This is a genomic window from Ectorhizobium quercum, from assembly GCF_026552795.1.
Lineage (GTDB): Bacteria > Pseudomonadota > Alphaproteobacteria > Rhizobiales > Rhizobiaceae > Ectorhizobium > Ectorhizobium quercum.
Genome location: NZ_JANFPI010000005.1, coordinates 116,481 through 131,159 on the forward strand (window position 1 = coordinate 116,481; position 14,679 = coordinate 131,159).

The window sequence follows — 14,679 nt, forward strand, 5'->3', positions numbered from 1 at the left end:
CTCAGGCATCGCCGAGACGGACGGCCTTCGCCGCAATCGTCGCCTGCGCCGCCGCCAGCCGCGCGATCGGCACGCGGAACGGCGAGCAGGACACGTAGTCGAGGCCGATATTCTCGCAGAAGCGGATGGAGACCGGATCGCCGCCATGCTCGCCGCAGATGCCGATCTTCATCTTCGGGCGGGTGCGGCGGCCGCGGGTCGCGGCGATCTCCATCAATTCGCCCACGCCGTCGAAGTCCAGCGAGACGAAGGGATCGTGATCGACGATGCCCTTCCTCTGGTAGATCGTCATGAAACGGGCGGCGTCGTCGCGCGAAATGCCGAAGGTGGTCTGCGTCAGGTCGTTGGTGCCGAAGGAGAAGAATTCCGCCGCCTCGGCGATCGCGTGCGCCTGAAGGGCGGCGCGCGGCAGCTCGATCATCGTGCCGACCAGATAGTCGATCCGCAGGCCCGCCTCGCCCGTGACTTCCTGCGCGACGCGGTCGATCACCCCCTTCACGTAATCGATTTCCGAGCGCAGGCCGACCAGCGGCACCATGATTTCCGGCACGACGGCGGCGCCGGTTTCGCGGGCCGCCTCCACCGCCGCCTGAAAGATGGCGCGGGCCTGCATTTCGGCGATTTCGGGATAGGCGATGGCAAGGCGACAGCCGCGCAGACCCAGCATCGGATTGAACTCGTGCAGCGCATCGAGCCGCTGGCCGAGAACGGCCTCATCCATGCCCATCGCCGCCGCGACCTCGCGCGTTTCCTTCCCGGTTTTCGGCAGGAACTCGTGCAGCGGCGGATCGAGCAGGCGGATCGTCACCGGCAGGCCGTGCATGATGGCGAAAAGCTCGGTGAAATCCTGCCGCTGCATGGGCAGAAGCCGGTCCAGCGCGGCCCGGCGGCCCTTTTCGTCCTCGGCCAGAATCATCTCGCGCATGACGTGGATGCGTCCGCCGTCGAAGAACATATGCTCCGTGCGGCAAAGGCCGATGCCTTCCGCCCCGAAGCTGCGCGCCGCGCGCGCATCGGACGGTGTGTCGGCATTGGTGCGGATATCCATCCGGCGCAGGCCGTCGGCCCATTCCATGAGCCGGCCGAAATCGCCGGAAAGCTCCGGCTGGAGCATCGCCACCCGGCCGGCCAGAACCTGGCCGGAAGAACCGTCGATGGTGATGACATCGCCCTTTTCCAGCGTCATGCCCATGCCGATCAGGCGGCCGTTGCGCAGGTCGACCCGCATCGTGCCGGCGCCGACGACGCAGGGGATGCCCATGCCGCGCGCCACCACGGCGGCGTGGCTGGTCATACCGCCGCGCGTCGTCAGAATGCCTTCGGCAACGTGCATGCCGTGGATGTCCTCCGGGCTCGTCTCGATGCGCACCAGAATGACCTTGCGGCCCTCGGCCTCGGCCGCGACGGCCTCCTCGGCCGTGAAGACGATCTCCCCGGTCGCCGCGCCGGGCGAGGCCGGCAGGCCGGAACCGATCACGTCGCGCCCGGCCTTCGGGTCGATGGTCGGGTGCAGCAGCTGGTCGAGCGAGGAAGGCTCGATGCGGGCGATCGCCTCCTCGCGGGTGATCAGCCCCTCCGCGACCATGTCCACCGCGACCTTCATCGCCGCACGGGTGGTCCGCTTGGCGGAACGGGTCTGGAGCATCCACAGCTTGCCGCGCTCGATGGTGAACTCCACGTCCTGCACGTCGCGGTAATGGGCTTCCAGCCGGTCGCAGATCTCGCGGAAGGCCGCGAAGGTCTGCGGCATCAGCTTTTCCATCGAGGGGCGCTCGGAGCCGGAAGCGATGCGGCCCTCCTCGGTGATCGATTGCGGGGTGCGGATGCCGGCCACCACGTCCTCGCCCTGGGCATTGACGAGGAACTCGCCGTAGAGCGTCTTCTCGCCGGTCGAGGGATTGCGGGTGAAGGCGACGCCGGTGGCCGACGACGTGCCCAGATTGCCGAACACCATCGCCTGGATGTTGACGGCCGTGCCCCAGGCTTCGGGAATGTTGTGCAGCATGCGATAGGTGACGGCGCGGGCGTTCATCCAGCTCGAGAACACGCCGGAGACCGCTCCCCACAATTGCTCGTGCGGCTCCTGCGGAAACGGCTCGCCCAGTTCCTCTTCCAGCATTTCCTTGTAAAGCGACACGACGTGCTGCCATTCGACCGCCGTCAGGTCGGTGTCGAACTCATGGCCGAGGCGGTTCTTCTCGTCCTCCAGGATTTCCTCGAACAGCTCGTGGTCGAGGCCGAGCACGACGTTCGAATACATCTGGATGAAGCGGCGGTAGCTGTCCCAGGCGAAGCGGGCGTCGCCGGCGTCGTGGCCGAGCGCCTGCACCGAATCGTCGTTGAGGCCGAGGTTCAGCACCGTATCCATCATGCCGGGCATCGAGGCGCGCGCGCCGGAGCGGACCGACAGGAGAAGCGGGCGCCCGGCATCGCCGAAGCGGCGGCCGGTGATCGCCTCCATGCCGGCGATCCCCTTCAGGACTTCCTCCTGAAGGCCCGGCGGCAGGACGCGGCCGTTGTTGTAGAACCAGTTGCAGGCTTCGGTTGTGACGGTCAGGCCCGGCGGCACGGGCAGGCCGAGGCTCGCCATTTCTGCGAGATTGGCCCCCTTGCCACCCAGAAGGGCGACATCGCGGGCGGAGCCTTCCGCCTTGCCGTCGCCGAATGTGTAGACCCACTTCACCATTCGCCAGTCCCCGACTTGCCTGCCGCCTGCCCGCGCAACCGCAAAGCCGCCTCCCATTTTCCGGACGCCTCCAGCCCGAAGGCAGTTTTTTCAATGCTCTACAGCAAATGCGGAAGGTTGAAAACGACCGCAGGCGCTGTTTTTCGCACGGCGAAAGCGGCAATGGGCGCGGGTGTCGCATAAATCACGCTTGTTTGACGCAGCGTCACCCGCTCTGCCGCTTGTTTGCCGTCATCGCTCGCTATATCGGATAAAGAACCACTCTTTCCAACCCTTGGCCAAAGGTTCCAGACCATGCAGATATTCGACACCAGCGTTTCCCGGCGCGTTCTTCTCGGCGGCATGGCCGCAGCCTCGCTGCCGCTCGCCATCGCCTTCCCCGCCCGCGCCGACGCTCCGCAGCCGCAGCGCGAGGTCGACATGAGCGAAGTCCTGAAGCCCGGCTCCCTGCCCGAAATGGCGATCGGCGAGGACGACGCCCCGGTCAAGATCGTCGAATACATGTCGATGACGTGCTCGCATTGCGCGAATTTCCACGCCAACACCTTCGACGCGATCAAGGAAAAATACGTCGACACCGGCAAGGTGCAGTTCATCGTCCGCGAATTCCCGTTCGATCCGCGCGCGGCGGCCGCCTTCATGCTGGCGCGCTGCGCCCCGGAAGGCCAGTATTTCCCCTTCGTCTCCATGCTGTTCAAGCAGCAGACCACCTGGGCCGGCGCACAGGACGGACGCGCGGCGCTGCTCCAGATGTCCCGCGTGGCCGGTTTTTCCGAGGAAAGCTTCAACACCTGCTTGACGAACCAGAAGCTTCTGGATGATGTGAACGCAGTGCGCGAGCGCGGCGCCAGGGACTTCGGCGTGAATGCCACGCCGACCTTCATCATCAACGGGAAGGTCTATTCGGGAGACATGTCGGTTGACGAAATGTCGGCCATCATCGACAGCTTCGCCTGACGTCCGCCTTACGGCGGGCGAGGATTTGCGCGCGCGCGCGAACCCCCTCTGGCCTGCCGGCCATCTCCCCCACAAGGGGGGAGACGAATTACAGATGACACCGAGGCTCTCGGCTCTTGCGCCTTCTCCCCGGCGGGGAGAAGGTGGCGGCAGCCGGATGAGGGGCCTTTCGGGGCAGGCGCTGTGCGCCTGCCCCCCTCATCCGCCCTTCGGGCACCTTCTCCCCGCCGGGGAGAAGGAGAAGCCCCACCGGCTCGTTTCCCGTGCCATGACCCTGCCCTCGCGGGGGATACGGCAACCGGAGGGGAAACTCCGCGGCAAAACGGCGGGCCGCCCATGAAGTTCACCCGCCTGCGCCTGACCGGCTTCAAATCCTTCGTGGAGCCGATGGAGTTCGTCATCGAGCCGGGGCTGACCGGCGTCGTCGGGCCGAACGGCTGCGGCAAGTCGAACCTCGTCGAGGCGCTGCGCTGGGTCATGGGCGAGAATTCCTACAAGAACATGCGCGCCTCCGGCATGGACGACGTGATCTTTTCCGGCTCGGGCAACCGGCCGGCCCGCAACACGGCGGAAGTGGCGCTGTGGCTCGACAATGCCGACCGCACCGCGCCCGCCGCCTTCAACGACACCGACGAAATCCAGGTCTCGCGCCGCATCGAGCGCGAGAACGGCTCCGTCTACCGCATCAACGGCAAGGAGGCGCGGGCGCGCGACGTGCAGCTTCTGTTCGCCGACGCCTCGACCGGGGCGCGCTCGCCGTCGATGGTCGGCCAGGGCCGGATCGGCGAACTCATCCAGGCGAAACCGCAGGCGCGCCGCCAGCTTCTGGAAGAAGCCGCCGGCATTTCCGGCCTGCATTCGCGCCGCCACGAGGCGGAACTGCGCCTGAAGGCCACCGAGGCCAATCTCGACCGGCTGGAGGACGTGACCGCCCAGCTCGACAGCCAGATCGAAAGCCTCAAGCGGCAGGCCCGTCAGGCGAATCGTTTCAAGGCGCTGTCCGCGTCGATCCGCGAGCATGAGGCCATCCTGCTCTATATCCGCTGGAAGCAGGCGCAGGAGGCCGAAACGGAAGCCAACACGGCCCTGAACGACGCGACCAGCCTCGTGGCCGAAAAGGCGCAGGCGCAAATGGAGGCCGCCAAGGCTCAAGGAATCGCGACCCTGAAGCTGCCGGAACTGCGCGAGGCCGAGGCCCGCGCCGCCGCAGCACTCCAGCGCCTGCAAATCGCCCGTTCCCAGCTCGACGAGGAGGCAAGCCGCATTCTCAGGCGTCGCGACGAGCTGACCCGCCGCCTTGCCCAGCTTGGCGAGGACGTGGCACGCGAGGAACGGCTCGTCGCCGACAATGCCGCCATTCTCGAACGGCTGGCCGCCGAGGAAGATCAGATCGTCGGAGAACTGGCCGATTCCGGCATCGAGGCGGAAGAGACCCGCGCCGCTTTCGAGGCCGCCGCGGCGACGCTTTCGGACGCCGAGGCGCTTCTCACCCGCCTGACCGCGGAGCGGGCGGAGGCCGCCGCCGGGCGCAGCCAGGTCGAGCGGATGCTGGCCGATCTCGCCGGACGCAGGCAGCGTCTGGAACGGCAGGACGCCGAGGCGGCACAGGAACTCGACGGCATCGACCGGCACCTTGCCGCCCTGCCCGACCCGGAGGAAAAGCGCGTTGCCGTCGCCGACGCGGACGCAGCACTCGAAGAAGCCCAGATCGGCGTCGAGGATGCCGAAGCCTCGCTGGCCGACGCGCGCGCGCAGGAAGCCTCGCTGCGCCCGCCCGCCGACATGGCCCGCGCCCGTACCGCGGCGCTGGAGACGGAGGCGCGCACCATTTCCGGCATGCTGGCGGCAAGCGCGCCTTCCGGCGGCTTCATTCCGGTGGCCGACCTGATCGAGGTGCAGCGCGGCTACGAAACCGCGCTCGGCGCCGTTCTCGGCGAGGATCTCGACAGCCCACTCGACGCCCGGGCTCCCGCCTACTGGACGGAAACGGACGCGCCGGGCGACGACGCACCACTGCCGGCAGGCGTCACGCCGCTCTCCGCGCTGGTGTCCGCGCCCGCCGCCCTTGCCCGCCGTCTGGCGCAGACCGGACTTGCCGAGCCTGCCGACGCGCAACGGCTGATGGGCCTGCTGAAGCCCGGCCAGTCGCTGGTGACGCGCGACGGGGCGGTCTTTCGCTGGGACGGCCACGTCAAGGGCGCCGACGCGCCTTCCGCCGCCGCCCTTCGCCTTGCCCAGAAGAACCGCCTTGCCGAAATCGAGGCCGAGGCGGACGAGGCCCGCGAGCAGCTTGCCGAGGCGCTGGAGACGCTGGCGCGGGCCGGCGAGACGATCCGCGAGACCGAACGCAGCGTCTCGACGGCGCGCGAGGTCGTCCGGCTCGCTGCCCGCATCGCGGCCGAGGCGCGCGAGGCGCTCGCCGCCGCCGAACGGGCCTTCGGGGATCTCGCCCGCCGCCGCGACGTGATGGCCGAAGCCCGCAACCAGGTACAGGCGCAAATCGGGGAAATCGCCGTTGCCGAGGAGGAGGCCCGCGCCCGGCTGACCGAAGCGCCTGATCTTTCCGGCCTCGATGCGAAGCTTGCCGAGCAGCAGTTTGCCGTGGCCGCCGGCCGCAGCGAGGTCGCCGAGGCGCGGGCCCGCCACGAAGGTCTCGCCCGCGAGAACGAGGCCCGCCGCCGCCGCCTTGCCGCCATCGGCGACGAGCGCCGCCTCTGGCAGAACCGCGCCGCGAGCGCCGCGTCCCATATCGCGACCCTGCGGGAGCGCGAGGCGGAAGCGCGCGACGAGATCGAGGCGCTCGACGAGGCGCCCGAGGAATTCGAAGCCCGGCGGCACGGTCTGCTGAGCGAAATCGCCACGGTCGAGGAAACGCGCCGCGAGGCCGCCGACCGGCTGGTCGAGGCCGAAAACCTCCAGCGCGATGCCGATACCCGCGCCGCCGCCGCGCTGGCGGCGCTGGCCGAGGCGCGCGAGAAGCGCGGCCGTGCCGAGGAACGGCTGGTGTCCGCCCGCGAGCGGCGCGAGGACACGGAAGCCCGCATCCGCGAAACGCTGAACCTTCAGCCTCAGGGCCTTTACAAACTGGCCGGCATCGAGCCGGATGCGGCGCTGCCCGATACGCGGGAGGTGGAACGCGACCTCGACCGGCTGAAGATGGAGCGCGAGCGGCTGGGCGCGGTAAACCTGCGCGCCGAGGAAGAGGCGAAGGAGCTTTCGGACAAGCTCGACGCTCTGATCGCCGAGCGCGACGACGTGATCGACGCGATCCGCAAGCTGCGCGGCGCCATCGGCAACCTGAACCGGGAAGGCCGCGAGCGGCTTCTCGCCGCCTTCGACGTCGTGAACGAGCAGTTCAAGCGGCTCTTTACCCATCTCTTCAACGGCGGCACGGCGGAGCTGCAACTGATCGAGTCCGACGACCCGCTGGAAGCCGGCCTCGAAATCCTCGCCCGCCCGCCGGGAAAGAAGCCGCAGACCATGACGCTGCTTTCGGGCGGCGAGCAGGCGCTGACGGCGATGGCGCTGATCTTCGCCGTCTTCCTTACCAACCCGGCACCGATCTGCGTGCTCGACGAGGTGGACGCGCCGCTCGACGACCACAATGTGGAGCGCTATTGCAACCTGATGGACGAGATGGCGGCCTCCACGCAGACGCGCTTCGTCATCATCACCCACAATCCCATCACCATGTCGCGCATGGACCGGCTGTTCGGCGTGACGATGGCCGAACAGGGCGTTTCTCAGCTCGTTTCGGTGGATTTGCAGACGGCGGAACGCCTGCGCGACGCCGGATGATAAGTTCCGCTGGCGACTGAACCCCGTATCTCCAAAAAAATTTAACGGCACCCCCCAAACGGGGGACGTTCAACGCCGCAAAACTGCTGTAGCTTTCACATACCAATTTTCGGATATTGACCGCACACGCCGTGCCGCGTGGCGCGGATCGATCCCCCGGACCCCCCGTCCAGTGTCAAAACCGGACGGAAGCCTCGTGGAGCCGATTGCAGGGCGGCTCCACGAGGCTTTTAATTTCCCGTTACTCGCCGGTTTTCTTCCGCGCCGCCCGCCCGGGCTGGAGGACAGCCTTTCCCAGACGGGTAATGGCGGCGCGCAGGGCCTCGCTCTCGATCCCTTCCATCATGTCCTCGAGTCGCTTTTCGGCGGCCTTCGGCAGCGGGCGCACCACACGCCGCAGGGGAAGCGCGCGCGACACCGGCTTCTGGACGATGCGGATCTGGCGGATGGCGGGATAGCCGAAGAAACCGTTGATGCGGTCGATCAGTTCATCCTGCGCATGGGTCAGGAACAGCGCCCGGGCGCCCTCGCAGGCGACGATGAGCTGGCCGGGCCGATGGCCGCCCATCTGCCCCGGATCGTCGCGGCGCGGCCAGACGATTTTCTCCGGCCGGGTGCAATCGGCGAATTCCGCACCGGCGATTTCGTCCCAGGAACCGAGCAATGCCGTCGAAATGCCGGCACGCCGCGCCAGCACGGGGTCCATGATACCGTTGGCAATATCGGAAATCGGTCTCTCGCCGCGTCTCTTGTAACTCATGTATAAGGCTCCGGCCCTGTTGAACCGGGCAAATCAATCGTCCAACTATAGGGCAAAAATCCAGACGGCCCAAATCATGCTCGACAAGACCTCCACCGCGCCGGAAGCCGAACGCCTTCTCGGCTGGTACGACCGCCACCACCGCGACCTGCCCTGGCGGGTTTCGCCGCCGATGCGCGCGCGCGGCGTCAAGGCCGATCCCTATCATGTGTGGCTGTCGGAAGTCATGCTGCAACAGACCACCGTGGCCGCGGTCAAGCCTTACTTCGCGAAGTTCCTGGCGCTGTGGCCCGGCGTGAACGACCTGGCCACCGCCCGATCCGAGGATGTGATGGCGGCCTGGGCCGGGCTCGGCTATTACGCGCGGGCCCGCAACCTGAAGAAATGCGCCGAGGCGGTGGCCGCGGAACACGGCGGCCGGTTCCCCGCGACCGAGGCCGGGCTCAAGGCCCTGCCTGGCATCGGCGACTACACGGCGGCGGCGGTCGCCGCCATCGCCTTCGACGAGCCCGCCGCGGTGATGGACGGCAATGTCGAGCGGGTGATCTCGCGCCTTTACGCCATCTCCGATCCGTTGCCCGGCTCGAAGCCCGCCATGAAGGCGAAGGTCGCCGCGCTGACGCCGCAGGAGCGGCCGGGCGATTTCGCCCAGGCGATGATGGACCTCGGCGCAACGATCTGCACGCCGAAACGGCCGGCCTGCGCCCTCTGTCCGTTCCGCGAGGACTGTCGCGCGCTGGCCGTGGGCGACCCGGAGCATTATCCGGTCAAGGCGGCCAAGAAGGCGAAGCCGGTGCGCCGGGCAGCAGCCTTCGTCGCCGTTTCGCCGCAGCGCCGCATGCTGTTGCAGCGCCGCCCGGACAAGGGCCTTCTCGGCGGCATGACGCAGGTTCCGGTCACGGACTTCACCTCCCGCCGCGATGGCGCGACCTCCCCGGACGCCGCCCCCTTCCCCGCCGGCTGGCAGCCGCGCGGCACGGTCGTCCACATCTTCACCCATTTCGAATTGCGGGTGGACGTCTACAGGGCCGGCGTCGCGGAACGCGCCGTGGAGGACGGCTGGTGGGAGCCGCTGGACAATCTCGCGGCGCAGGCGCTTCCGTCCGTCATGAAAAAGATCATCGAGACAGCTATCGTCTCCACCCCCGATCCGACACAGGGACATGCACAGTGACCACCCCCATTCGCCACATCGTTTTCGACATCGGCAGCGTCCTGATCCATTACGATCCCGAACTGCCGTTCCGCCAGATCATTCCGGATCCGGAAGAGCGGCGGCGGTTCCTCGAAACCGTCTGCACCCACGACTGGAATCTCGAGCAGGACCGCGGCCGGCCGTGGAGCGAGGCCGAGGCGGAACTGATCGCCCGACACCCGCAGGAGGAAGCGCGCATCCGCGCCTTCCGCCAGCGCTGGCACGAGATGGTTCCGCGTGCGCTGGACGACAGCGTCGCCGTGATGCTGTCGCTGATCGAGGCCGGCTTCGACGTCACCATGCTGACCAACTTCGCCGCCGACACCTTTGCCGAGGCCCGCGGGCGCTTCGCCTTCCTCAACGCCCCGCGCGGCGTCACGGTTTCCGCCGAAGTCGGCCTCATCAAGCCGGATATCGCAATCTACCGGCACCACGCCCGCTCCTTCGGCCTGACGCCCGAAAACACGCTGTTCATCGACGACGTGGCGGCAAACGTGGAAGGCGCCCGCTCCGCCGGCTGGCAAGCCATCCGCTTCACCGGCGCCGAAAAGCTCAAGGCCGACCTCTCCGCGGTCGGGATTGCTGTGTAAGCCGCAGAATGTCTCGCAATGTACGGATGATAGCAATTCGCGCGTCGGGCGAGCGATTGAACCGGGATTCATGACGGAAGTGAGCGTCCATCCGTTCCATTTTTCTGTGAACCATCACGGCTTCCCGGCACGCCGGCAACGAAAGGACAAGATGAATCCGCAAGCTTCCTTATAGTCGTACAGGCGAATTTCGAAACGGTTGTTTACACGCCATCGATATGATTTAAACCTACGTCAGGATGTCAGTTTTTTGATCCTTGGAGATGCAAATATGGGTCGTACCGCTACCGACAAGAAGTATCTTCATGAAATTCAAGGACTTAGATTTGTTGCCGCCCTCATGGTGGCCGTATACCATATATGGTTCCATCGCGTTTCCGGCGGTGTCGATATCTTTTTCGTTGTTGCAGCGTTCTTCATAGCCACCAGCTTTGACAAGTTCCATGATCTGAAATTCACAGATGTATTTAACTATATTGTAAAAACGCTCGGGAGAATACTTCCTGGCGCCACTGTCGTAATCGTCTCGACCATATTTCTTGGCATAGCATTTCTGCCCAGTACGATCTGGGGAGACGAACTCAAGCATGCCATCGCCTCGACACTGTTCCTGGAAAACTGGCTGCTCGCCAGAAGCGGAGCCGACTATCTTCAGCAGGGTTTCACCGCATCTCCCTTCCAGCAATTCTGGGCCTTGTCGCTACAGATGCAGCTGTACTTCCTGATTCCGCTCGTGTTTTTCGTCGCGGCCAAAGTCTCAAAACTCATCGGCGTATCCAGAATATCGGCTTGGACTTTCTGCCTTGGCGTCATCTTCATCGCTTCGTTCGTCTATTCTGTCATCATTACCCGTCTCAATCAGCCCTGGGCTTATTTCGACACAGGCGCGCGCATCTGGGAGTTCTGCGCCGGGGCACTGCTCGGCCTGCATTATCGAAAGATCAAACTCTCCGGCGGACTGGCAAAAGCACTGGGTTATGCCGGCCTTGTCGTCATTATCCTGATGGCCGCCATCATCGATGTTTCCCGGCTGTTTCCCGGCGCAGTTGCCCTGATCCCTGTGCTGGCGGCGACTGCGATCATCGTCTCGGCGCAGAACGACGGCAATATCGGAATCCTGAAACACAGGTTTCTGGTGCAGCTCGGCGACATCTCCTTCTCGTTCTATCTGTGGCATTGGCCGTTGCTCATCACCTACAGATTTCTGTTCGAAACGGAATCCGTAACCATTCCGGCGGGACTGGTCATCATTTTCGCGTCGGGTATCCTTGCATGGCTCACGACAGTCGCGGCCGAACGTCCACTGCGCAAGTTTGTGAACGCCATTCGAGGCTTCGTCCTTCCGGTTGTCGCCTGCGCTTCCATACTTCTGCCAGCGGTCATCGGGATTGGAACCTGGTATTATGTCTACAGGGTTGAAGTGCGCGACGGCCAAAGAATGCTGGCACAATTCATGACCGGAGAGGCGACGCCGGCCGAAGGTTCCATCATTCCCGCTCCGGTGATAGCGCGGCTGGATCTGCCGGTCGCCTACAACGACGGATGCCACCAGAACATAACCAATTCAAAGGTTATCGAATGCACCTATGGCGATGTGAACGCTTCCCGCACGCTCGTCCTGGTCGGCGGCTCCCATAGCCTGCAATGGCTGCCCGTGTTGAACGACCTCGGCCTGAAACTGCATTTCCGGATCGTCAACATGACGAAGAGCGCCTGCTTCTTCAGCATAGATGCGCAGGAATTCGATATTGATCCGTCCTGCACGGCATGGGCGAAGCAGGCCGTGGCAAGGATCAAGGAACTGAAGCCGGAGCTAGTGTTTACGACGGCGACAAGAGGCCAGGGCGACAGGGAGCATATTCCGCAGGGCTATCTGAACGCATGGAAATCTCTTGGACAGGAGAATATCAGCGTCGTCGCCCTGCGCGACAATCCGTGGATGGGAATGGACGTGCCGACATGCGTCTTCCTCAATAGCGATGATTTCAACAAGTGCTCGGTTTCGCGCAAGCTCTTGCTGGCGGATCATGATCCCACTACGGAAATCAATATCGACAACGTGAACTTCTATGACCTCTCGCAGCAGTTTTGCGACGCCGAATCGTGCTGGGCAGTCAAAGACTCCGTTCTCGTCTATCGGGACAAGCATCACATTACCAAAACATATGTCCTGAAGCTCATGCCTGAAGTGGAGAAGATCCTGCGGCGGCATATTTCCTGATCGACCGAAGGACCTACGACGGTCTGTAAGTCCTTGACCGAAACCTGTCGCGGCCCGGTCGCATGCGAGCAAGCTCAACGCGAAAGACGGGATATCGGCATATATTGGACAAGGCTGCGCCCGGTCCGTTGCCGGACCGGGCGCCACGTCCCCTGACGGGACTGAAGGTACGAAACCGTCAGGGGGTTTCAAGGCGGATCGGAGTCAGGGATTACTCCAGCCCCGCCATCTCCTTGCGGATGCGGGCGCGCAGGTCGTCGATGGGACGAAGGCTTCCCTGTTCCTCGACGTGCCAGAAGGTCCAGCCGTTGCAGGCATCGAGCCCCTGCACGCGGGCGCCGAGCCGGTGGATCGACCCGGCTTCCCCGCCGGCAGCCAGCGTGCCGTCGGCACGGACGATGGCGCTCCAGCGGCGCTTCGCGTCCGTCAGAACCTGTCCCGGACGCACGAGTCCGCTTTCGACCAGCACGTTGAAGGCAACGCGCGGCTCGGCCTTCTTGCCGGTCATTACCGTCAGTTCCGCCTTGCCCAGCGGCTCGACGGCGGCGATGCGGGCGGCGGCGGCCGCGATATAGCTGTCCTCGCGCTCGATGCCGACGAAGTGGCGACCAAGGCGCCTGGCGACCGCGCCGGTGGTGCCGGAGCCGAAGAAGGGATCGAGCACCACGTCGCCCGGCTTGGTGGAGGCCATGATGATGCGGGCGAGCAGCGCTTCCGGCTTCTGGGTCGGGTGGACCTTGCGGCCATCCGCGTCCTTCAGCCTTTCGCCGCCGTTGCAGATCGGGAACAGCCAGTCGGAGCGCATCTGCACGTCGTCGTTCGACGCCTTCATCGCGTCATAGTTGAAGGTGTAGCTCTTGGCCTTCGGGTCACGGCTCGCCCAGATCAGCGTCTCATGCGCGTTCTGGAAACGGCGGCCCTTGAAATTCGGCATTGGATTGGTCTTGCGCCAGATAACGTCGTTGAGGATCCAGAAATTGAGGTTCTGGAGCGTCGCGCCGACGCGGAAGATGTTGTGGTAGGAGCCGATGACCCAGATCGTGCCGTTCGGCTTCAGGACACGGCGGCAGGCCAGCAGCCATGCACGGGTGAAGGCATCGTAGGCCTCGAAGGAGGCGAACTGGTCCCATTCGTCGTCGACGGCATCGACCAGCGACTGGTCCGGACGGGTGAGCGCGCCGCCAAGCTGGAGATTGTAGGGAGGATCGGCGAAGATCGCATCGACCGACTGGTCGGGAAGCGCCTCGAGGGCAGCAACGCAGTCACCCTTGATGATGGTGTCGACAAGAGACCGGGGGCCGGCGGACTGCTGATACAGTTCGCCCAGACGGAGGACAGACGCCATTTTTTGAACTCGCTCGTTACGCTTACTCGAAAACCTGATGTCCGTTATGGTTACTGAAGATGGTTACGAAAGTCTCAACGTCCCCGCGTCGCGGCGAAAAAAGCGAAAACCCGCCGATAGAGCATTTCCGCTTTTCTCCGAATCGCGGAAATGCTCCATCTTGTTATTTTCACGCAATTCCGGACGGAAAACCGCTGCGCACTTTTCCTGGAATTGCTCTGGCGCCACAGGTGTTGAGCCTGCGGCCCGCTTCGGTTAAAAGCCGGTCAGCCACGAGTTTCATACGGGTTTCACGGGCCCTTGCGGCCCTGCCCCCATTTCCGAAAGTGGAAGAAGAACGACGATGAGCGGTTTCGACCTCATTATTTTCGATTGCGACGGCGTGCTGGTCGATTCCGAAATCATTGCGGCGGAGGTCGAATCCGCGCTGCTGCGCGATGCGGGCTATCCGATCAGTCCGGAGGAAATGGGCGAGCGATTCGCCGGCCTGGTGTGGCGCGACATTCTCCTCGCCGTCGAGAAGGAAGTCTCGATCCCGCTGTCGGCCTCGCTGCTCGACAAGTCGGAGAAGCTGCTCGACATCCGGCTGGAGCGCGACGTGCAGGCGATCCCGGGCGCGGCGGACGCCGTGGCGCGCCTGTCGGGGCCGCGCTGCATCTGCTCCAATTCCGGCACGAACCGGCTGGCCATGATGCTGAAGAAGGTCGGGCTCTACAACGCGTTCGCACCGAACATCTTTTCGGCCAAGGATCTCGGCCCCGACCGGGCGAAGCCGAAGCCCGACATCTTCCTGCACGGCGCGAAGTCGATGGGCGCCGATCCCCGACGGACGGTGGTGATCGAGGATTCCGTCCACGGAATCGCCGGCGCACGCGGCGCCGGCATGCGGGTCATCGGCTTCACCGGCGCCTCGCACACCTATCCGAGCCACGCCGGCCGCCTGATGGACGCGGGCGCGGAAACCGTGATCGCACGAATGAGCGACCTGCCCGCCACGATCGAGGCGTTGGCCGCATGGGACGGCGTGGCCTGACCGGGCAGGCGTTCCATACGGCCGGCCGCAGCAACACACCCTGAAACGGTCGCTTTACCGAAATCGGCTCCAGTCCTGTTGGCTGTTATTGTAA

At 64.9% G+C, this 14,679-nt stretch carries 10 protein-coding genes; 6 read left to right on the forward strand and 4 right to left on the reverse strand.

What is annotated here, in order from left to right; translation table 11 throughout:
* Position 1: 1 nt before the first annotated feature.
* On the reverse strand, positions 2-2,686 hold the full coding sequence (gene ppdK / locus NOF55_RS15680; RefSeq protein WP_306412339.1) for a pyruvate, phosphate dikinase: 2,685 nt from the start codon (positions 2,684-2,686) through the stop codon (positions 2-4).
* Positions 2,687-2,784: 98 nt separating this feature from the next.
* Positions 2,785-2,982 carry a hypothetical protein gene (locus tag NOF55_RS15685; RefSeq protein ID WP_306412340.1) on the reverse strand — a complete coding sequence of 66 codons (198 nt, stop codon included), beginning with the start codon at positions 2,980-2,982 and terminating at the stop codon, positions 2,785-2,787.
* Between NOF55_RS15685 and NOF55_RS15690 the strand changes: the two genes are divergently transcribed.
* The gene (locus NOF55_RS15690) at positions 2,981-3,643 is read left to right on the forward strand and encodes a DsbA family protein (RefSeq protein WP_306412341.1); all 663 of its coding nucleotides are present in this window, start codon (positions 2,981-2,983) and stop codon (positions 3,641-3,643) included. The two genes, NOF55_RS15685 and NOF55_RS15690, sit on opposite strands and share 2 nt — an antisense overlap.
* Positions 3,644-3,979: 336 nt before the next feature.
* A complete protein-coding gene (gene smc, locus NOF55_RS15695) occupies positions 3,980-7,441 on the forward strand; it encodes a chromosome segregation protein SMC (protein ID WP_306410152.1) in 3,462 nt (1,153 codons plus the stop codon).
* Positions 7,442-7,682: 241 nt separating this feature from the next.
* Here smc and NOF55_RS15700 read toward each other — a convergent pair whose 3' ends face one another.
* Positions 7,683-8,201: a DUF721 domain-containing protein gene (locus tag NOF55_RS15700; RefSeq protein WP_306410151.1), complete on the reverse strand. Its 519-nt coding sequence runs from the start codon at positions 8,199-8,201 to the stop codon at positions 7,683-7,685.
* A 76-nt stretch (positions 8,202-8,277) separates the two neighbouring features.
* On the opposite strand from NOF55_RS15700, the gene mutY reads away from it, so the two are divergent.
* The 3 genes from mutY to NOF55_RS15715 all read left to right on the forward strand — a co-directional run bounded on the left by mutY (position 8,278) and on the right by NOF55_RS15715 (position 12,207).
* Entirely contained in the window at positions 8,278-9,375 is a 1,098-nt protein-coding gene (gene mutY / locus NOF55_RS15705) for an A/G-specific adenine glycosylase (protein ID WP_306410150.1), read from the forward strand.
* Positions 9,372-9,986, forward strand: coding sequence for an HAD family hydrolase (locus NOF55_RS15710; RefSeq protein WP_306410149.1), 615 nt, complete (start codon positions 9,372-9,374; stop codon positions 9,984-9,986). The genes mutY and NOF55_RS15710 overlap by 4 nt, the downstream gene beginning before the upstream one ends.
* 271 nt (positions 9,987-10,257) lie before the next feature.
* Positions 10,258-12,207 carry an acyltransferase family protein gene (locus NOF55_RS15715; RefSeq protein WP_306410148.1) on the forward strand — a complete coding sequence of 650 codons (1,950 nt, stop codon included), beginning with the start codon at positions 10,258-10,260 and terminating at the stop codon, positions 12,205-12,207.
* 211 nt (positions 12,208-12,418) lie between these two features.
* Here NOF55_RS15715 and NOF55_RS15720 read toward each other — a convergent pair whose 3' ends face one another.
* Positions 12,419-13,552 (reverse strand): site-specific DNA-methyltransferase, encoded by a 1,134-nt coding sequence (locus NOF55_RS15720; protein WP_306410147.1) that lies wholly within the window; start codon positions 13,550-13,552, stop codon positions 12,419-12,421.
* A 343-nt stretch (positions 13,553-13,895) separates the two neighbouring features.
* Between NOF55_RS15720 and NOF55_RS15725 the strand changes: the two genes are divergently transcribed.
* Positions 13,896-14,585: an HAD family hydrolase gene (locus NOF55_RS15725; protein WP_306410146.1), complete on the forward strand. Its 690-nt coding sequence runs from the start codon at positions 13,896-13,898 to the stop codon at positions 14,583-14,585.
* Positions 14,586-14,679: the final 94 nt, after the last annotated feature.

Coding starts and splice junctions, on each gene's coding strand:
- smc (WP_306410152.1), top strand. CDS start 3,980: ATGAAGTTCACCCGCCTGCGCCTGACCGGCTTCAAATCCTTCGTGGAG.
- NOF55_RS15720 (WP_306410147.1), bottom strand. CDS start 13,552: ATGGCGTCTGTCCTCCGTCTGGGCGAACTGTATCAGCAGTCCGCCGGC.
- NOF55_RS15725 (WP_306410146.1), top strand. CDS start 13,896: ATGAGCGGTTTCGACCTCATTATTTTCGATTGCGACGGCGTGCTGGTC.
- NOF55_RS15685 (WP_306412340.1), bottom strand. CDS start 2,982: ATGGTCTGGAACCTTTGGCCAAGGGTTGGAAAGAGTGGTTCTTTATCC.
- mutY (WP_306410150.1), top strand. CDS start 8,278: ATGCTCGACAAGACCTCCACCGCGCCGGAAGCCGAACGCCTTCTCGGC.
- NOF55_RS15690 (WP_306412341.1), top strand. CDS start 2,981: ATGCAGATATTCGACACCAGCGTTTCCCGGCGCGTTCTTCTCGGCGGC.
- NOF55_RS15715 (WP_306410148.1), top strand. CDS start 10,258: ATGGGTCGTACCGCTACCGACAAGAAGTATCTTCATGAAATTCAAGGA.
- ppdK (WP_306412339.1), bottom strand. CDS start 2,686: ATGGTGAAGTGGGTCTACACATTCGGCGACGGCAAGGCGGAAGGCTCC.
- NOF55_RS15700 (WP_306410151.1), bottom strand. CDS start 8,201: ATGAGTTACAAGAGACGCGGCGAGAGACCGATTTCCGATATTGCCAAC.